This window comes from Acetivibrio saccincola (genome assembly GCF_002844395.1).
In the GTDB taxonomy this organism is placed as follows: domain Bacteria; phylum Bacillota; class Clostridia; order Acetivibrionales; family Acetivibrionaceae; genus Herbivorax; species Herbivorax saccincola.
Map to the genome: position 1 here is coordinate 2,002,665 of NZ_CP025197.1, position 21,215 is coordinate 2,023,879.

At 34.6% G+C, this 21,215-nt stretch carries 12 protein-coding genes and 1 pseudogene; 6 read left to right on the forward strand and 7 right to left on the reverse strand.

Annotation, left to right across the window (positions count from 1 at the left end; genetic code table 11):
* The first annotated feature begins 440 nt into the window (after positions 1-440).
* Complete coding sequence (locus HVS_RS09005) at positions 441-1,787, forward strand: cyclic 2,3-diphosphoglycerate synthase (protein ID WP_101301446.1); 1,347 nt, start codon at positions 441-443, stop codon at positions 1,785-1,787.
* A gap of 187 nt (positions 1,788-1,974) precedes the next feature.
* On the opposite strand, the gene HVS_RS16775 is transcribed toward HVS_RS09005, so the two are convergent.
* Together HVS_RS16775 and sigI are read right to left on the reverse strand one after the other, a co-directional pair.
* On the reverse strand, positions 1,975-3,396 hold the full coding sequence (locus HVS_RS16775) for an anti-sigma factor domain-containing protein (RefSeq protein ID WP_242971538.1): 1,422 nt from the start codon (positions 3,394-3,396) through the stop codon (positions 1,975-1,977).
* Between the two features lie 6 nt (positions 3,397-3,402).
* Positions 3,403-4,146: an RNA polymerase sigma-I factor gene (gene sigI, locus HVS_RS09015; RefSeq protein ID WP_235827670.1), complete on the reverse strand. Its 744-nt coding sequence runs from the start codon at positions 4,144-4,146 to the stop codon at positions 3,403-3,405.
* 209 nt (positions 4,147-4,355) lie between these two features.
* Between sigI and HVS_RS09020 the strand changes: the two genes are divergently transcribed.
* The 3 genes from HVS_RS09020 to HVS_RS09030 all read left to right on the forward strand — a co-directional run bounded on the left by HVS_RS09020 (position 4,356) and on the right by HVS_RS09030 (position 8,831).
* Complete coding sequence (locus tag HVS_RS09020; protein ID WP_101301451.1) at positions 4,356-5,717, forward strand: coiled-coil domain-containing protein; 1,362 nt, start codon at positions 4,356-4,358, stop codon at positions 5,715-5,717.
* Positions 5,718-6,003: 286 nt separating this feature from the next.
* A complete protein-coding gene (locus HVS_RS09025) occupies positions 6,004-7,605 on the forward strand; it encodes a dockerin type I domain-containing protein (RefSeq protein ID WP_101301454.1) in 1,602 nt (533 codons plus the stop codon).
* 158 nt (positions 7,606-7,763) lie between these two features.
* Positions 7,764-8,831: a LacI family DNA-binding transcriptional regulator gene (locus HVS_RS09030; RefSeq protein ID WP_101301456.1), complete on the forward strand. Its 1,068-nt coding sequence runs from the start codon at positions 7,764-7,766 to the stop codon at positions 8,829-8,831.
* A gap of 131 nt (positions 8,832-8,962) precedes the next feature.
* Here the strand turns inward: HVS_RS09030 and bglS are convergent, their stop codons facing one another.
* From bglS to HVS_RS09050, 4 genes are all read right to left on the reverse strand, one after another.
* The gene (gene bglS / locus HVS_RS09035; protein ID WP_101301458.1) at positions 8,963-9,964 is read right to left on the reverse strand and encodes a beta-glucanase; all 1,002 of its coding nucleotides are present in this window, start codon (positions 9,962-9,964) and stop codon (positions 8,963-8,965) included.
* A 312-nt stretch (positions 9,965-10,276) separates the two neighbouring features.
* The gene (locus HVS_RS09040) at positions 10,277-11,695 is read right to left on the reverse strand and encodes a family 43 glycosylhydrolase (protein ID WP_101301460.1); all 1,419 of its coding nucleotides are present in this window, start codon (positions 11,693-11,695) and stop codon (positions 10,277-10,279) included.
* Between the two features lie 25 nt (positions 11,696-11,720).
* Complete coding sequence (locus HVS_RS09045) at positions 11,721-13,904, reverse strand: carbohydrate-binding protein (RefSeq protein ID WP_101301462.1); 2,184 nt, start codon at positions 13,902-13,904, stop codon at positions 11,721-11,723.
* A 39-nt stretch (positions 13,905-13,943) separates the two neighbouring features.
* Complete coding sequence (locus tag HVS_RS09050; RefSeq protein WP_101301465.1) at positions 13,944-14,747, reverse strand: alpha/beta hydrolase; 804 nt, start codon at positions 14,745-14,747, stop codon at positions 13,944-13,946.
* A 401-nt stretch (positions 14,748-15,148) separates the two neighbouring features.
* Here HVS_RS09050 and HVS_RS09055 point away from each other — a divergent pair, with 401 nt between their 5' ends.
* Complete coding sequence (locus tag HVS_RS09055; protein ID WP_101301467.1) at positions 15,149-15,982, forward strand: MerR family transcriptional regulator; 834 nt, start codon at positions 15,149-15,151, stop codon at positions 15,980-15,982.
* A gap of 217 nt (positions 15,983-16,199) precedes the next feature.
* Entirely contained in the window at positions 16,200-18,245 is a 2,046-nt protein-coding gene (locus tag HVS_RS17210; protein WP_242971539.1) for a GDSL-type esterase/lipase family protein, read from the forward strand.
* Positions 18,246-18,649: 404 nt separating this feature from the next.
* Here the strand turns inward: HVS_RS17210 and HVS_RS17215 are convergent.
* Positions 18,650-21,154: pseudogene (locus tag HVS_RS17215) on the reverse strand (glycoside hydrolase family 11 protein); the annotation flags it as partial.
* Positions 21,155-21,215: the final 61 nt, after the last annotated feature.

The following is a 21,215-nucleotide window of genomic DNA, read 5'->3' on the forward strand; positions in this document are numbered from 1 at the left end:
CAAAAAAATTGGGGAAAAAAATTTAAATTTTTCATCAAGGTTTTACTACTGGTTTACACCTTTATGTCAATCTCATCATTTAGCATTTTAACTTACGCAAATGAACAGGAAGAATTAAATGATAAGATTGCTATTTTTTTAAATCTCAATAAATATAGTGAACTTATAAAATTTTTAGATGATGCTATCTCTAAATCCCCAATATTAGCAGCAATTATTAGTTGCAGTTATATAAAGTTTTACACCTATTTGAAATTATCAAATTAAGGCTGTAAATAGATTTTACAAATTATACATTTCTATTTACAGCCATTTAATATTTTTTATATTGCCGCATTAAAAATTGAAAAAATTATAAAAAAAATATTTCATTAGATATTTTTTCTGTTATACTGTTAATGATGACAATAAAAAAGATATTTAAGTAAGGGGATATGATTATGAAGAGGAAAAACATAATTATTATTGGCGCAGCCGGCCGGGATTTTCATAATTTCAACATGTGCTACCGTGACAATGAACTCTATAATGTGGTAGCCTTTACAGCAGCACAAATACCGGATATTGATGATAGAAAGTATCCTGCAGAATTAGCAGGCAGCTTATATCCTGACGGAATACCCATTTATTCACAAGACAGATTGCCAGAATTAATAAAAGAGCTGGATGTGGACGAATGTGTCTTTGCTTACAGTGATGTAAGCTACCAAACTATAATGAATATATCCGCTATCGTCAACTCTGCAGGAGCGGACTTTACACTCCTTGGACCTAAAAACACAGCACTAAAAAGTACAAAACCGGTAATATCAGTTTGTGCTGTTCGTACAGGTTCAGGAAAAAGCCAGACTTCCAGAAAGATAATTGAACTTTTAATGGAAAACAATCTTAAAGTTGTTGCTGTAAGACACCCTATGCCTTATGGTGACTTGGTGGCACAAAAAGTACAGCGCTTTGCTACAATTGAAGATTTAAAGAAACATAAATGTACCATTGAAGAAATGGAAGAATACGAACCCCATGTAATACGTGGAAACATTATATACGCCGGTGTTGATTATGAAGCTATACTCCGCAGTGCAGAAAATGATCCCGATGGCTGCGATGTGATTTTATGGGATGGTGGCAACAATGATTTCTCATTCTACCATGCAGACTTAACTGTAACAATAGTGGATCCTCACCGCCCAGGTCATGAGCTAAGTTATTATCCGGGAGAAGTTTGCTTAAGGATGGCGGATGTAGCAGTTATAAATAAAATAGACAGTGCCAGCAAAGAAGGAATAGATATAGTGGAAGCAAACATAAAGAAAGTTAATCCTAAAGCTCAAATTATTAAAGCTGACTCAAAAATAACAGTGGACAAGCCTGATATAATTAAAGGCAAGAGGGTTTTAGTTGTAGAAGACGGCCCAACTTTAACCCATGGTGAAATGAAAATAGGTGCCGGAACAGTTGCTGCCGAAAGAATCGGAGCGGCAGAATTAGTGGACCCACGTCCATACACTGTCGGAAAACTAAAAGAAACCTTCAACATCTATCCAAATATTGGAAGACTCTTGCCTGCCATGGGTTATGGTGAGCAACAACTGAAAGACCTGGAGGAAACAATAAACAAAACCGATTGTGATGCTGTTATTATAGGCACTCCTATAGACCTTTCCAGGGTTATTCATATAAATAAACCATATACCCGTGTACATTATGAATTGGATGAAGTTACCAAACCAAATCTTAATGACGTTATAGAAAAATTTATTAAAGATCACAATTTAGACAAAAAATAAACGGCAAAAATTTAATGCGTATTTAATGTAAATAATATACAATTCCAATAATTTAAGCAGGCTTGTTATGCCTGCTTTTTTATTAAGGTTTATACTTTATGGTTCTTTATTTGTATTGATCTTTTTTGGTTCTCTTTTTTTAAGTATTATCTATTGACTTTTTCTTTGGATCTGTCTTTTCTTCTGCCTATATCTCTTCTTCTTTATCCTTTGACTTTTCCTTTGAACCTGATTTTTCTTCTGATTGTGCTTCTTCTTTATCCTTTTCTTTTTCCTTTGGATCTGTCTTTTCTTCTACTTCTGTCTCTTCTCCTTCACCCTTTTCTTTTTCCTTTGAATCTGTCTTTTCTTCTGCTCCTGGCTCTTCTTCTTTACCCTTTTCTTTTTCCTTTGGATCTGTCTTTTCTTCTGCTCCTGGCTCTTCTCCTTTTCCCCTTTCTTTTTCCTTTGGATCTGTCTTTTCTTCTACTCCTGGTTCTTCTCCTTTTCCCTTTTCTTTTTCCTTTGGACCTGTCTTTTCTTCTGCTCCTGGTTCTTCTTCTTTACCCTTTTCTTTTTCCTTTGGATCTGCCTTTCCTTCCGGTTCTGTCTCATCTTTTTCCTTTACTTTTTCCTTTGGACCTGCCTTTTCTTCCGGTTCTGTTTTTTCTTTATCATTATTCTTTGGTTTTGGTAATGGTCTTTCTTCTACTTTATCCTTTTTTTCTGAATCTAATTTTTCTTGATGCTTGTCCTTTGCTTCTACTACCGATTTTGGATCTTTTTCCTCCTTTTTTAGATGTGGTTTTGGTTTTAGCGAATCTTTTTTCTCAGGTTTTAGAGCAGGTTTTTTAACCTTTTTCACATCATAAACAACACCCACATCGTCAATTTTAACCTTCTCTAAAGTTTCCCCGATACTCTTGGTTTTTATCTCTTCAATATCAAGATCAACCTTTTGTTCTTTAGCCTTCTCATAGATAATAGTCCTGCCTATAGATGTTTTGTTTGCATCTGCCAATCTTTTGTAGTCATAAGAAACACCCACTACTTTTGACTGTGCATCTTCACTAATACTGTCTTCAACAGCATTCTTACAAATATCTATCAACTTACTAAACTTTTGGGACTCTTTTTTGGTTTTGGCATGGGGTTTGTTTTTTCCCTCTTTTAAACATGCCGATATTAACACAGTTGACTCTCTTAAATTGAATTTTTCAATTACTTCTCTTATGGCAACATCTATATATTTATCTTTCAACTCTGATTCTTTTAATAATTCATTTGCACCATCATTAAAGTAATTAACTTTTCGTACTTTATTATTTTTATCCAGTTCAAATTCTATACTGGTATCAGAATCTATTGTGACATATGCATATGCCCCATAACTATTAAATGAATTGAAAAAAATAAACATAATTATAAATACTGCAGCAAGCCCTGCAACAATTCCAGATGCAAAATTAATTTTACTCCTTTTATACACAATCTCTTTTTCATTAAAAGAAATTTCCAGACCTGCATACATGCCTGGTTGTTTCCTTATAGAAACAATTTTACAATCACTGGTCATTATAATAGCCAAATTATTTTTAATTTTTAAAATAGTCCCCTTTTTATTTGACATAATATTTCACCGTCCTATAGTATCATATATATATTTTTTTAACACTTCAAGTTCACTTTTAAGTACAAAAACCATAGCAATAATAAATTTTCTGTTTCTTTCAAGAGTCCTGCGGCATAGTTTAACACGCTCTGTCAACTCTTTGTACGGAAGAGTTTTTTTTGTTGCAAATTTTTCATATAAAGATTTGTCCTCTATAATAAGATTCGCTATATTAAGGCAAGAACATATGGTATCACGATGTTTAGGAGAACATTTAATTAAGTCCTCAAGTTTTACTTTATATTCACACATTTTTAACTCTAAATTTTTAATTTCTTCTTTAAAATCAAAATCACTGCTGTAATCTGCCCCTTTATCATGTAAGTACATTTCTTCAAAGCTATTAGACTCGTATTCATTGAAACATGAAAATGGTATCGTAGCATTGTTTCTTTTCGTACTCCTTAAATAATCTATAAGCCGCCTTCTTATTACCTGTTTTGAAAAGCTGACAAACTTAGTTTTTCTATTTAAATCATAGGCTTCAATAGCTTCGTTAAAGGCAATTAAGGCAATACTATATTCATCACATTGTTCTAAATCATCTTTTTGCCCCACCATTTGATAAACACATTTCAAAATAAAGGGTTTAAAATCATCAATGAATTTATTTCTAAGCACAACGTCTCCATCTTTAATTTTTTTTATAATTTCTAAAAAAGAATCTTTCTCGTATCCTAATATATTGCGTGGTTTAAAACTTATCAATAAATATTCCCTCCCTATATCAGGGTATTCGAATAACATCTTTATTTTTATTCGGTTAGACTGGTCCATTAGGTAAGTCTATATAGATTGTACTAAAATATTTTAAAATTATAAATCTAAAAAATTTTATAAACAGTCCGAACAAAAAAATTTTCCATTGCCGAAGGACTTGGACGAAAGAAAAAAAATTAAGAAAAGGAGAATGCAAAATGAAGAAAGTTGTAGGGTTTTTAGCAACAGGAACATTGGTATTTTCACTATCAGCAGGTATTTTTCTAAACAGTACCTTTGCTTCAAAGGATGTTCAAAACAAATCAATTGGTGAAATTATTCACCCTAAGTATGTTGAATCTATTGTTGAAAAGAAAGAAGTAGCAGAAATTAAAGCAAAATATGAAGCAGAAATTGCCGAAATTGAAGAAAGTCTAAAAGCTATTCGCAATGGAATTAAAAATTTAAGAAAAGTAAATCCAGTAGATGAAGAAGCTGTTGAAGAGCTTAAAGAGCAAGAAAAAGCACTACATGACAAATTAAAAGCTAAAAAAGATGAATTACACAATGTTATTGAAAAAGTAAAAATGGTTGTTAAATATGGTGAGGAAGCTGCTAATGAAATTGAAGCTTTAAAAGCTGGTTTTAAAGAAGAAGAAAAGGCTATTAAAGAACAAATTGAAGCTATTAAAGCACAAATCCGTGAATTAAAAGATGCTGAAAACGTTGATGAAGAAGCAATTGCAGAGCTTAAAGAAGAAGAAAAAGCACTACATGATGAATTAAAAGAAAAAAGAGATGCTGTAAATAAGAAAATTGAAAGAATTAAAAAAGTTGCAAAATATGGTGAAGACGCTGTTAACGAAATTGAAGCTTTAAAAGCTGATTTTAAAGAAGAAGAAGAGGCTATTAAAGAACAAATTGAAGCTATTAAAGCACAAATCCGTGAATTAAAAGATGCTGAAAACGTTGATGAAGAAGCAATTGCAGAGCTTAAAGAAGAAGAAAAAGCACTACATGATGAATTAAAAGAAAAAAGAGATGCAATGAATAAGAAAATTGAAAGAATAAAATTAGTTGGAGAGTTTGGCGAAGAAGCTGCTAATGAAATTGAAGCTTTAAAAGCTGATTTTAAAGAAGAAGAAGAGGCTATTAAAGAACAAATTGAAGCTATTAAAGCACAAATCCGTGAATTAAAAGATGCTGAAAACGTTGATGAAGAAGCAATTGCAGAGCTTAAAGAAGAAGAAAAAGCACTACACGATGAGTTAAAAGAAAAAAGAGATGAATTACATAATAAAATTGATAGAATTAAACTAGTTGCAAAATACGGTGAAGACGTTATAGCAGAAATAGAAGAAGCATACGTTGCATTTGGCGAAAAAATTGCTGAATTAGAAGAACAGAAAGAAAAAGTAAAAGAAGAATTAAAAGCATTAAGAGAAAATAAACCTGTTGACAAAGATGCTGAAAAAGAACTAAAAGAAACAGAAAAAAGTTTAAATGATCAGATTAAAGCTGAAAAAGAAGCTTTAGAGGATAAAATTGAGGACATTATTTACGCTGCAATAATTAAATAATTCTAAATAATTTAATTTAATAATTTCAAAAAATACTCTTTCTATGAAATATCTTATCTGATATTTCAAGAAGGAGTATTTTTAAGTTATGCCGATTTTTTCATCAATCTATAATAAAGCTCTGCCAATAGAAGATATATCAATTATATTATAAAAAAAATCATAGAACTACACCTAGAAAAGAGATATCATTAAAGTGTGGGTGTGTACATAAAATTAAAGAAATATATCGGATAAATATAATATAAAATTTACAAAGATATAAAATTTATAAGGAGGTAATATTGTGAAAAATTGCAAAACTAATAAGCTTGTATTTCTTTTAGTAAGTGTACTGATTTTTTCCGCTTTTTATTTACCAGGTTCTGTATTTGCTAATACAGAGAAAAAAATCAGCTATAATACTTTAGGAAGCTCCATTTTTTATGGTGATTTAAACGGGGATGAAAATGTAGATACAATGGATTATGTATTGTTACAAAGATATGCATTAGGCGTAATTAATAAATTTCCTGTAGGCAATACGAAAGCAGCTGATTTAAACGGGGATGATGAAATAAACTCATTAGATGCCACACTCATGAGTAGATATATACTAGGTGTTATAAAAGAATTCCCTGTTTCAACCGGAGCTGTTTACGCATCCATTGATACCAGTACAAGACATCAGGTAATTGAAGGTTTTGGAGCATCCATTGCTTATTATCAAAATTGGCTTATAGACCATCCAAATAAAGCAGAAATATATGATGTTATATTCAATGAACTTGGTCTTAGTGTACTTCGCCTCAATAACTGGTACATAACATATGAAAATGAACCTTCTTTTGACGACCATGCAAAAGAAATCGTCAGTGAAGCTAAGAAATCCGTGGGTGAAGAATTAAAAATAATGATGTCTTCATGGACTCCCCCTGCTTATTTAAAATCAAATAATTCCGCTGCAGGCGGAACACTAAAAAAAGAAAATGGTGAATTTGTATATGATAAATTTGCCAACTATTGGTACGAATCATTAAAGGAATACGAAAAAATCGGTGTGGTTCCTGATTATATCAGTATACAAAATGAGCCTGATATAGAAACCGGATATGAGTCCTGTATCTTTGACAAGGACGAAAACGGAAACAATGCAGTTTATGCAAAAGCTCTTGAGGCAGTCTATAAAAAACTCAATAGCAGCATGGATAACCCTCCTAAAATATTAGGTCCTGAAGTTCTTGGCATTGGATATAATAATTTTGACGGATATATGAATCTTATAAATACCGACTATTTAGACGGCTTAGCTTTCCACCTATATCATGGAGGAGATGAAAACCAGCCTGATTCATTTAATCAAGAATTAATGAAAATTAAAAACAAATATCCGAATATACCTAAATATCAGACAGAATTTTACCGTGGTGATGCATTTAATACTGCATGGATTATTCACAACTGTCTTGTTAACGGTGATGTATCCATGTACTTGTACTGGGATCTCATTTGGGGTGAAAGCGGAGGTCTTGTGACAATAGAATTCCCTTGGGATAAAGGACAGTGGACAACACCAGGTGGATATATTATAGACGACAAATACTATGTTTTAAAACAGTACGCTAAGTTTATAAGACCTGGATATACCCGTGTTGACGCATCGGCAAATTCAGATGACATAAAGATATCCGCCTATATTTCACCGGACAATAAGTCTATATCTGTTGTTTTATTAAATACATCATCAAATTCCCAAACAGTAGCACTGGACTTTAATAACTTTACAGCATCCAGTTCTGAAATATACAGAACAAGTGAAAACGAAAAAGCAGAATTTATTGGAAGCTTAAATGGTAACAACACTCTTGTTTTACCTGCAAAATCCATTGCAACTGTAATAATAAAATAGAAATACCCCTCAAAGTTACGCCATCCTTTCTAATAAAGGATGGCGTAAACTTTTATGGAGATTAAAAAATTATATGATATACTATAAATAAAAAATACAGAATATATAAATTTAATTTTTATAAAAAACTAAATTTGCTATAAAGGAATGGTTAATTTATGACAAGTGAAGACATTGCAAGAATAGCCGGAGTATCCAGAAGCACTGTATCCCGTGTAATCAATAACTATCCTGATATACCTGAAGCAACAAGGGAAAAGGTTTTAAAAGCAATAAGGGAATACAATTATTATCCAAATGCATCAGCCAGGAGACTTGCTGGAAGTAAAAGCTCCACACTAGGGCTTTTTATAGTTGATATTAAAGATAATGAAAAGCCACACCATGTTATTCAAAATGATGAGGCACTGCTATATGACAACACTTTCTTTGCCCCATTTACCAATGCATTTATTGATCAGGCCAATAAAATGCATTATTACGTTTTGGTATCCACCATTTTCTCTTCTAGTGAGTTGTGGAAAATACAAAGTTCTTTCTGTGAAAAAAGAATAGATGCCGGTGTAGTTATTGGAAGTGGAAAAGAAGATTATAAAAAAATACTTGACCTTATGAAAAAGGACTTTATTTTAGCTGCTGTGGATGTTGAAACAGAAAACTCCAATAAAGATAAGGCCATATACATAAATACAAACAATTACCAATCAGCTTACGATATAGCAAAACATTTTATTGAACTTGGACATAAAAATATTGGTATAGTGACAGGGGATTTGGAAAAACTCTCTGGCAAAACCAGGTTTGAAGGTTTTAAACAAGCCTTAAAGGATTATAATATAGATTTGCCGGATAATTTTATCGGGTATGGTGATTTTACAGAACCTAGCGGATACCAGGCCATGAAAAGTATTTTACAATCTCCAAAACTTCCAACAGCAGTGTTTGTGTGCAACGATACCATGGCAATAGGAGCATATAAAGCTATTGAGGAGTCAAATTTAAAAATTCCTGATGACATCTCAATAATTGGTTTTGATAATATTAAAATATCAGAATATATGTCTCCCCCACTTACCACTGTTAATATTTGTTTGTCTGAAATTGCAAAAACTGCTACTAGATTACTTATAGAATCAGTTGAAAAGGGTGCTATAGAACCTGTAGAAAAAATAATAGATGTAAAAATGGTAAAAAGAAAATCCTGCAGGAGTGTATTATCTGATTAATATTTAAATCTTTAACAAAAATAAATCCAGCCGCCATTTTGTTAATCCGGGCGGCTGGATTTTATTTATTTTAAGGTTTGAAAAATTGAGGAAGATTTTCATAACCTTAAACAGTATTTCAAAAGTATAAATTAAAAGCTTTTTATAATTTCCAGGATATAACGGCTCAAGAGTGCTGCATCCAATGTGTTAATTACACCATCGTTATTTACATCAGCAATTTGCCTTTGCCTGTAATCAGGAAAATCCATTTCTTCAAGTATATATCTTTTAAGCAATACGTAATCATTTGTATTTATTACCCCATCACCGTTTATATCCCCTTTACTGCCTGGTGTTGGCGTTGGTGATGGTGACGGAGTAGGTGTTGGGTTGTTACCTGGAAAACCATTCGGATAATATCTTACATATTCGTACTCAGCCATTAAAGGCGTTCTTCCATCATAAGGCGCCAGCCATTCATCAACATTTCTGCCTGGCCATAAATTCATCATTATTTTACCCGGTGTGCGCGGTATATTTCCATAGCCTGTATATACCTTAACCCCGTTTACATAAAAATCAATTGAGTCCGGTTTCCAGTCAAAACCATAAGTATTAAAACTCTGTGAAGCATCAAAACCTAAATGGTGGTAATACTCATTTCCACCTTTTCCATCCTTCCACCAGTTAAATTGAACCATAGTTGTATCTTTTCCAAGAAACTCAATGTCTATTTCATCCCATGGATCCCCATCCCATGGACCGGTATATGTAAAAAATGATGACACTATACCTGGATTTTTTGCAGGTTTCATTCTCACTTCAAAATACCCATATCCAAAATATGAAGTAGTCCTGTACTCACCACTTTTATACGGGTATTCGTGGCTTGGGTCGTAATCCTTATCCAATGTAAGTATCATTTTACCATTTCCTACTGTAACCTGGCTGGGTCTCCACATACAATTAAATACGTCCCCGTTGTCCCAATCAGCTTTTTCCCATATATTTGCATCATGCCTTGAAAAGTCAGACTCAAAATATGTCGTTGTCATTGGCTTTGATGAAAAAACATTTGTGGAAAAAGCAAATATAAATGTGCACAAAAGTACACTCACCAATAAAAAAGAGGAAAAAGACTTTTTAACCATTTTATACCTCCCTAAAAAACATAAATTTACACACCTTTGATATGCCGGTTTTTATATAGAAATGCATCTTGAAATGCAACAAATAAAAGTACATTGATTAATATATAGTAGCAACATTAGTTACTAACGCGCGTTAATTTCATTATAAAATATGTAGATTATTTTGTCAAGTAATTTAAAATTATGCTTTTTTTATAACATTTTTGCAGTCCATATACTAGTCCGTATTCAAGTGAAAATGTGCAGGGTGTATATTTTTTTGCCATATACACCCTAAGGAGGTTTGTTTTTGTATAATTTATGCATAAATTATCATTTTTCTAATGTAAAAGAAGCCAAGCTTGCACTGCCTTCTCCTTTATACGTAAAATACAACGCATTTATACCGTCGGGAATTGAAATGTCAGCTGAATATTCCTTCCATACATTAGAAAAACCAACTTCTATTTTTCCAAGAACTTCGCCACTCCAGGATGTCTTTACTTCAAAATGCCCTCTACAATATCCTCTTACTTTAATTTTAACTCTATTTATTCCCTTACAATCAAAATACTTAAAGCCTGCGGTAGCTGAATCCTTCATATTAGCAATATAACCTATTTCTTCGTCTCCGTCTTTTCCGTCCTGGGTGATTTTAGGAAACTGTTTATCCATCCAAGCTCCTGTAAAATCTGTATACGGTTCTTCATCATTACAAAATAAATTGCAGGCTATATAGGCAGGATACTCTCCTAATCCTCTTAAAGGACCGTTGTTAGAACCACAGGAAGTCATTTCAACCTGGGGTATTGTGCCATCTTCTAAAAATTGTATTTCTTCCATACAGCCTTGTCTGCTGAAATTAGTCCCATTTGTATGCCTGTGGTAAAATACATACCATTTGCCGTTTATCTCTACAATACTGCCGTGGTTGTTGCCTCCATAATACATAGGTTTTTGAGGAGGTTTGTAGGAACTTATATGAATATCATTATTGCTTACAATAACCCCTCTGAATTTAAAACCTTTTGTAGGATGTTTACTGGTAGCATAGCACAATTCATGATAAACAATTGAGGAATATATAAAGTAATAAGTATCCCCTCTTTTTCTGATTGAAGGTGCTTCAAAAAACTCATGACCTTCAAAACCGCTGCCTTTACTATAAGGCTCACTTGGTGCAACAATAACAGGCTCTTCAATAATTGTAAGCATATCAGGTCCAAGTACTGTTGCCATAGCCCCGGATCTTGACCTGTCCCCTATAGGACAAAAACCAGTATAAAGATACGTCCTGTCCCCTTCTGTAAGTACTGCCGGGTCAAATTGAGGCTCATCCCCTTCCCTTTCACCTAAAATGGTACCATCGGGATAGCGCACATATCCATGAAACTTATATCTCCCTGCAGGTGTGTCACAAACAGCAACAGATACTATAGAGCGTTTGCTGTCAACATAGTATAAATAATATCTTCCATCAGGTCCCACTGTCACATCAGGGGCATACAGACAACTGTCTCCGTCCTCATTATTTTCTACATCGGTTTTTTTATAAATAACTCCTTCGTAGCGCCAGTCTGAAAGATCATCTACAGGTGCTGACCAGCATACATAGTCATTTAAACAATAGGCATAGCCGTTAAAGCGGTCATGAGAACCATAAATATAAACCCTGTCATTAAAAACATATGGTTCTGCGTCAGGAATGTATTCCCATGACGGAAGATACGGATTAAATCCCTGTTTTTTCAATTAAATAGCCTCCTTTTAATCTTAATTAATTCAGCGAAATAATCTCTAATATATGCCTTGTAAGCATAGCATAGTCTAATGTGTCTATATTGCCGTCTTTATTTATATCTGCACTTAAAAGAGCATCTCCTGTAAGAGGCCTTATTTCAAGTAAGTGCCTTCCCAATAATGTAGCATCAGTTGTGTTAATTATCCCATCTCCATTTATATCACCTAAAATTACCCTGTCTTTTTCCTCACCTTCAAATGTAAACCAGTCAATATTTACAGGTCCTGAAAATACAAGATATAAATCATTTACCCCTTCAGCCCCGCTAACACTGCAAGTTTGTTCTTCGTACTCATTCCAGCCTTCTGTAATTCCCACCTTCAATGTACCTATAAGAGTACCTGTAGGGCTATTTAGTCTCAATTCAATATTAGTAGCAAGTTCAGATGCAACCATTCCTTTAAAAGATACTGCACCTTTGCCAAAGTTCACATTCTTATATACTACATAATTCCCTCTTTCTATATATCCTATACCTTCTGAATTGTTTGGAGTACCTATTACTTCAAGGGTTGACGAGTTATAACTGCTAAAATCTTCTGCTTCTATTCTGGAAAATGCATCTTTTTCACTTTCTTCCTCTTCATCATCATCTCCATCATCATTGCCGTCATCATTCTGTCCTTCACCTTCTACAAACTGCCAGTAATCAATGTTAAAAAGGTAGTTAGAATCGTCACCTTTAAAAACAAAGAATACATCATGGACACCTGTCACATTATTGACACTGGTTTTTACAAGTTCCCATTTCTGCCATCCACCTGTATTTCCAACATTAAGGGTACCAACAAGAGTACCTGTAGGGCTTCCTAAGCGTATTTCTATCCTTCCGCCTTTAGTATCAGACGCCACATTTGCTATAAATTCAGTTGCACCAACCGAACCAAAATCCACATTTCCAACGCCTATCCAGTCATTGTTATTTATATTTGCCACATTTTGATTGTATAAAGGTCCACCCGGAGCCTGACAGTCTTCAGTTGATATTCCCGCATTCCATCCAATGGTTTCTGCTTCATTTCTCTTATAGGGGTCAAGATTTACAAGCTGAGCAACCCCTTTGTAATCCCCCTGTACTTGTTTAATTGTCCCGTCAGGATTCATCTCCATCTTATTTATGTTTGGAGAGCGGTAGCCCCTTCCTGCTCCTGTCTGTGCCAGGCTTACAGTCTGGGAATGATACGCCACATACCACTCACCCCTGAAATTAAATGTAGTATGGTGATTATTGCCCCCTACCCCAAAAAACACCGAAGGATTTCTCAAAAAAGTCCCTTTATAAGTAAACGGTCCCATAGGATTATCGCTTACCATGTAGGCAATTTCTCCTTTAGGATACTCAGGAGGATGCGTACCTGCAAAGTTAATACAGTATGAATAATAATATTTTCCATTGTATTTATGTATTTCTGCAGCTTCAAAAAAGTACGGTGCATCTATCCTTACAGCGCTGCCCACTGTACTAATCATATCGTCACCTAACTTAATAACCCTGCCTGTTCCGGGATTTGCAATAGATGCAGGATTGGTGTCATCCGGTATACCTCCTCCGCAGTAAAGGTATCCGCTTCCATCATCATCTACCAATACAGCAGGGTCAAAAAGCCAAGTTACCCCGGCCATTCCGGGAGTATTATGATCCACTAAAGGTTTTCCAAGGGGATCTTTCCACGGACCTATTGGACTGTCTGCTGTAAGCACCCCAATACCGGCTCCTGTATTTGCAAAGTATAAGAAAAATTTAGGCTTTCCATCAATTATTTTGTATGTTGCCGACGGCGCCCATGAACCCCATGCCCATTTTGCAATTCCTTTTCCACCGTTTAAACCATTAGCTCCTGCTACCGGAATTGCACCATGGTCTGTCCAGTTTACCAAATCGGCAGAAGATATGACATGTATTTTGTTTAAATTGCTAAATGAATTTTCTACAATTCTTCCATTACTGTATTCATAAGCATCGCTGGACATATAAAGGTATACCCTTCCATCATAAACCAATGCATAAGGGTCTGCTCCTAGTTTGTGGTCTATTAGTGGATTAGAGTTTCCTATTTTTTTTGCCGTTGGAGAATTTACCCCATAAGAAGTTACCGTAAACAGACTGCTAAAGAGTAACACCACAAATGTTATTAGGGTACAAAAATTTTTCTTTTTCATAAAAAATACCTCCTTTAGCAAGCTGCCAGAATTAATTTTTTATTCTTTTTTAGAAGGCATATTTACAGGTTTAAATATTTCCTGTAAAAATATATATAAACAATCCTTCCAAAAAACAAAATCATGTCCTCCTGAATTTAAATACCATGTGTGGGGAATGTTCTCCTGCACGCAGTATTCATGTACACCTTCTGAAACATTCAGCAATTCATCTTCGTCACCACAAGAAATCCATAACAATTTTAAATCAGAGATAATTTTTTCTTTTTCAGCAAAAAGAACACGTGGAGGCATAGTATTAGGTGCCGGTGAAAAGGACCCTATGTAAGCAAAGTGTTCTAAGTACTTCAGCCCGAAATTTAAAGCCTGCCCGCCACCCATAGATTCTCCTGCAATTGCACGGTTCTCACGGTGGGTTAGTACAGAATAATTGGATTCTATAAAAGGAATAAGAGCATTGAGTAGATCATTTTGGAAATTATTAAATGCATCAAATTTATCTATTGTAAAAACATCCCCAATTGGTCTGTCATCCTTCATTGCACGACCATTTGGCATTACTATAATCATAGGTTCTAATTTATTTTCTGCATATAAGTTGTCAAAAATATTTACAACATTCCCGCAATTAAACCATTCAAGATGGTCCCCACCTATGCCGTGAAGAAGGTAGAGAACATTATATTTTTTGTCGGATGAATATCCTGGTGGGGTATAAATCATTGCTTTGCGATTAGTACCGGTTGTAGATGAAAAATACTCTACTTCCTTACATTCCCCATGCTCAATATCTTTTTTATATTTATCAAAACCTTCTGGTGGTTTTAGACTTTTATTGGACATAAAACGTCTCCCCTCTAGAGTTTTATTTTTTAATTCTTACAAATAAGATTTTATAATTTTTCTTTATTGTGTCATTTTTTATAAGTTTATATATTTATGATACCAAGCCTGTATATTAAACTCTATGATTTTTTTTATAATATAATTGACTTTCTTTTTGATATAATATATACTAAAATTTTTAAAATATTATAAAAAAAACGCCTGAACTTTAGCCTTGCAGTAATTGTTTTAAATAAGGAAACCTGCTTTATTCTTGATTTTCATAATAATAAACTGTTTTATTTTGTATATAATGTTTTATATTTGCATTATAAAAACTATTGACTTTACCCTAAGGGGAAGGTATATAGTAAAATCTAGATAGAGATACTTATTTTTGAGAACAGAGGTGATTTTCTTTGTTGTCTATCGGGGAATTTTCTAAAATATGTAGGGTTTCAACAAAAACTCTCCGCTACTACGATGAAATAGGATTAATTAAACCTGATGAAATAAACTCTGAAACAGGCTATAGATACTATTCCATTAAACAACTAAAAAATATACTGTTTATCAACCGTTTAAAATCCTATCACTTTTCCCTTGATGAAATTAAAGAATTAAAAGATATCATGGAATTAGACAAAGGTCAATTTGAAGAAATTCTTTATTCAAAATTAAAATTAAAAAAACTTGAGATGGAAAATAAATTAAAATCCCTTGAGTATTCTCTTAATCAACTTAACAATGACATATCAAATATTCAAAATAATATACCTATTATGTCTTACTTAGATAATATAAAGGTAGAACTTGTTGATACTGAAGCAATGAATATACTGTACGTACGAAAAACAATGACAAAAGAAGACTTTTTTGATGGATATGGAAGCTATTTTGGTAAACTGTACGAAAGAATTGCTTTAGAAAGACTTACTCCTGTCGGCAAACCAATGACCATTTACCACAACTCTGAGTTTAACCTTGATGGAAACGATTTGGAATTTGCAATTCCTATAAAAGAAACTGTGGACGGGACACGGATTTTGCCTGGCGGTTTATGTGCTAAATCAGTGTTAAAAGGTTCTTTTACAGAGTTGTCTGCCCTATATATTAAACTTAGTGAATGGGTAGAAGAAAACGGATACGAGTTAACTAAATCACCATATGAAGTATATATAGTTAATCCAAATCAAGTTGAATCCTCTGATGAGCTGGTTACTGAAGTGTTCTTTTCCATTAAGAAAAAGTAAAGTTATTATAATTTTAAAATTATAATGACTTATATGACTTAAATGAAAAATTCTATCGAATATTAAATTTGAAGGTTGCCTTCATAAATACAACTCACTTAAATATTTTAATATTATTTAAATATTTTATTTTAAATTTCTTTGATTATAAAGTGTTTATGTTATATTATGGCATAAATGCTATGTAAAGTTAATGAATAAAGGAGGAGGTTTTTAAATGTACAAATTTAAAACACAAGTGGGAAAGATTATGATTTTTGTACTATTAATTTCCACTATCATCATGAACGGGGCAGTTTTCGAATCATTTGCCCAGTCAAGACCAATTAAAATTATGCCGGTGGGTGACTCATGTACTGCCGGTATAGGAGACCCCAGTAACGGTGGTTACCGTACCGATTTGTATCACCACTATACAAATGCCGGACTAAACGTCCAGTTTGTAGGTTCACAAACCGGGGGACCAAGTTCTTTGCCTCAGAGAAACCATGAAGGACATTCAGGCTGGACAATTCCACAAATTGCAAGCAATATTGACAGATGGTTAAATACCTATGACCCTGATGTAGTGCTGCTATGGATTGGCGGTAACGATATGTTTTTAAATGGAAGGGTTAATACTTCAGGACTTAGTAGTTTAATTGACCAGATTTTAAGATTCAAACCTGATATTACAATATTTGTAGCTGACTATTACCCTGTTCCCGATCAAATCAGACAATACAATGCTACCATTCCGGGAGTTGTTCAGGAAAAAGCCAACGCCGGAAAAAACGTATATTTTGTTAAGCTAAGTGATATAAACTTAAATCATAATACTGATATTTCCGGTGACCGTTTACACCTAAGCCCTACCGGATACAGTAAAGTTGCTACCATTTGGTTTAACAGCACCATTGATATATTAAAACAATTAGCCGGTGGGAATTCAGGCGGCCCAGCTCCTACACCAACCAATACTCCTGTTCCTGAAAGAAGTGCATTTTCTAAAATAGAAGCTGAAGAATATACTTCAAAAAATTCAGCAACTATGGAAGAAATAAATACAGTAGCAGGTGGAAAAGGTATTGGCTATATTGAAAACGGAGATTCGCTGACATTTAAAAATATAAATTTTGGTAATGGCGCTACCGGATTTACTGCATATGTTGCATCAGGCATCACAGTTCCAACAAGGATTGATATCAGGCTAAACAGTACTACCGGAACTCTTTTAGGTACTTTAGAGGTTTCATCAACGGGAGGCTGGAATGACTATATTGAAATGTCCACATCTATAAATAGAGTTACAGGAAAAAATGATATAGTACTGGTGTTTTCAGGACCTGTAAATATTGACTGGTTTGTATTTTCAGAAAACAGTTCTATTCCTACACCAACTACTTCACCTGCACCTACATCTACACCTATCCAGTCAAGACCAATTAAAATTATGCCGGTAGGTGACTCATGTACTGCTGGTATGGGAGATCCTAGTTATGGTGGTTACCGTACCGATTTGTATCACCACTATACAAATGCCGGACTAAACGTCCAGTTTGTAGGTTCACAAACCGGGGGACCAAGTTCTTTGCCTCAGAGAAACCATGAAGGACACTCAGGCTGGACAATTCCACAAATTGCAAGCAATATTGACAGATGGTTAAATACCTATGACCCTGATGTAGTGCTGCTATGGATTGGCGGTAACGATATGTTTTTAAATGGAAGGGTTAATACTTCAGGACTTAGTAGTTTAATTGACCAGATTTTAAGATTCAAACCTGATATTACAATATTTGTAGCTGACTATTACCCTGTTCCCGATCAAATCAGACAATACAATGCTACCATTCCGGGAGTTGTTCAGGAAAAAGCCAACGCCGGAAAAAACGTATATTTTGTTAAGCTAAGTGATATAAACTTAAATCATAATACTGATATTTCCGGTGACCGTTTACACCTAAGCCCTGCCGGATACAGTAAAGTTGCTACCATTTGGTTTAACAGCACCATTGATATATTAAAACAATTAGCCGGAGGCACACCAACTGAACCAACTACGCCACCAATCGTTGTTAAATATGGTGATTTAAATGAGGACGGAATTATTGATTCAAGCGACTACACACTGCTTACAAGATACATACTGGAAATTACAACTTCCTTAAAAAATCCAACAGCTGCTGATTTAAACGGGGACGGTATAATAAACACTTTAGACCTTTCCCTTCTACAAAGACATATATTAGAAATCATTTCAACTTTCCCTGTGGAAAGGTAATTAGAAAAAATTTACTATACAAAAATAAATTACAAACCCAATTTAAGGCTGAATAATTAACTATTCAGCCTTCTCTATCTAATTTTTTATCTAACGCTTAATAACGCTTAAGTTGAGCATAAAAATTTTTCCGTGTCCCAGCAAGAAGAACTATAACCTTATTTCCATCAGCTTCTCTAATAGTATATGCAATTTCTTAATTAACGCCTTTATATTTTAACCATAAATGCCATCTAAATCCCTAAGCTTTGACTAACCAATAATACAACGTCAGGAATTTTTGTAACCGGCTCACACTCTCTAACCATACAGCACAAAAAATAAAAGCTGTCCAAAAATTGAACAGCTTTTAAATACTTTAACAATTATAACTTTACAATTAACTTATGTCTAAACCTAACTTAAAAAGAATTAATTACTTCAAGTATATATCTTGTCAATAATCCATAATCTATGGAGTCTACCCTGCCGTCTTTATTTAAATCAGCTACTGCAAGTTGGTCTTGTTTCAAGAAAGATACTTCAAGCAGGTGTCTTTGTAATAGTCCCAAATCAAGTGTGTTTATAACCCCGTCACCATTTATATCGCCTAAGTCATTATTGCCACCGCTTCCTCCGTTTCCAAATGTAAACCAGTCAATGTTTACAGGACCTGAGAACACTAGAACTATGTCATTTACACCTGTCACATTACTAATGCTTGTTGACATTTCCTCATATGCATCCCAGTCACCTGTTGAAGCTACTGTTAATGTTCCCACACGGGTTCCTGTAGCGCTGTTTAGCCTGATTTCTATATTTGTAGGTGTATCAGCATCTGATGCAACACGAGCTGTAAAAGTATTTGCACCACTTCCAAAATCTACATTCTTAAATGTTAGTGAATCGCCAGACTCTATGTATCCAATTCCGTTTCCACCATCGCCAGTACCTATTATTTCCATAGTTGAAGTGCTTACTGCATTATATTCTTCTGCTTCTATCCTTGAAGTAGCTTTTCTTGAATCAGGACCCGGATTTGTTGGTAATTGTGGCTCTGTACCCGGATCTGTACCCGGATCTGTACCTGGATCAGAACCTCCTGGCAGTGATGAACCTCCTATTGTTAATACGTTAGTGTGTACATTAGCTCTTCCGCTGCTCTGGTATCCTTCTATTGTAAGTGCAACTTCGTACATTTTACCCATTTTCATGCCCATTCTTTCCCAAGCCTTAAAGTGTTCACTTACAGATACCACACCGCTGGTTTTCTTTTCTGTACGTACACTCCAGTATTGCTGGAATGTTGCAGTTCCTATTATTGATGGCTGTTGAACTCTTGTTGTCTCATATATATCATATGTACCGCCATCTACATTGATTCTTCCCTTTGACTGTGCTCCCGGTGGTCTCCAGTTACCCCAGCTTTCTATAATGTAGTACTCTACAAGGGGATCTGTTGTCCATCCATATACACACAAGTATGAGTTACCATTTGGATAGTAATCAACACCGTATCTTATGGATATCTCTCCAAGTTGTTGGTGAGTCTTTGTTTGGTCGAATTTTTTACCTTTACGGAATAATATATTGTTTATATTACTCCACTCACAACTAAATGCACCACCAGCATTTAAAACCATGGTACCATTTCCGCTGTCCACCCAGTACTCAAAATCATATCCTCCGTGGGTACCAATTTCATTCCTGGTTAGTGTACGTGACGGCTCACTTGGCTGAGTAGGACCGCTTGGATCACCTGGCTGCTGGCTTCCACCGGATCCAAATGTAAACCAGTCAATGTTTACAGGACCTGAGAATACTAAAACTATATCATTTACACCTGTCACATTGCTAATATTTGTTGAAAGTTCCCTATATGTATCCCAATCTCCTGTTGAACGTACTGACAACGTACCTAAACGGGTTCCGTTAGCACTATTTAATCTGATGTCAATATTTGTAGCTGTATCAGCACCTGATGCTACACGGGCTGTGAAAGTATTTGCACCGCTTCCAAAATCTATATTCTTAAATGTTAGTGTGTCACCGGACTCTATATATCCAATTCCATTTCCGCCATCGCCGGTGCCTATTATTTCCATGGTTGAAGTACTTACTGCATTATATTCTTCTGCTTCTATCTTTGAATTAGCTTTTCTTGAATCAGGACCCGGATTTGTTGGCAATTGTGGCTGTGGTTCCTGATTTCCAGGGTTTGGAGCAGGTCCGCCTATTGTTAACTCATTAGTATAAACATTAGCTCTTCCACTGCTGCGGTATCCTTCTATTGTAAGTGCAACTTCATACATTTTACCCATTTTCATACCCATTCTTTCCCAAGCTGCAAAGTGTTCACTTACAGATACCACACCACTAGTTTTCTTTTCTGTACGTACACTCCAGTACTGCTGGAATGTTGCAGTTCCTATTATTGAAGGCTGTTGAACTCTTGTTGTCTCATATACATCATATGTACCGCCATCTACATTAATTCTTCCCTTTGACTGTGCTCCCGGTGGTCTCCAGTCTCCCCAGCTTTCTATAATGTAGTACTCTACAAGGGGATCTGTTGTCCATCCATATACACACAAGTATGAGTTACCATTTGGATAGAACTCCACACCATATCTTATGGATATGTTTCCAAGTTGTTGATATGTCTTTGTTTGGTCGAATTTTTTACCTTTACGGAATAATATATTGTTTATATTACTCCACTGACAACTAAATGTACCACCATCAGTTAAAGTCATAGTACCATTTCCGCTGTCCACCCAGAATTCAAAATCATACCCTCCGTGGGTACCAATTTCATTTCTGGTTATTGTCCTTGCCTGTGCTTCCGTGCCTGGAAACACAAAAAAAGCCAGCGTTAAAGCTAACACCATTACACAAGTAACTGCTTTTAAAACTCTTTTTACCTGCATAATAATTCCTCCCTTTTATTAATTTATATTATTTAAATAAATTAAATAAAAAATTGACTTT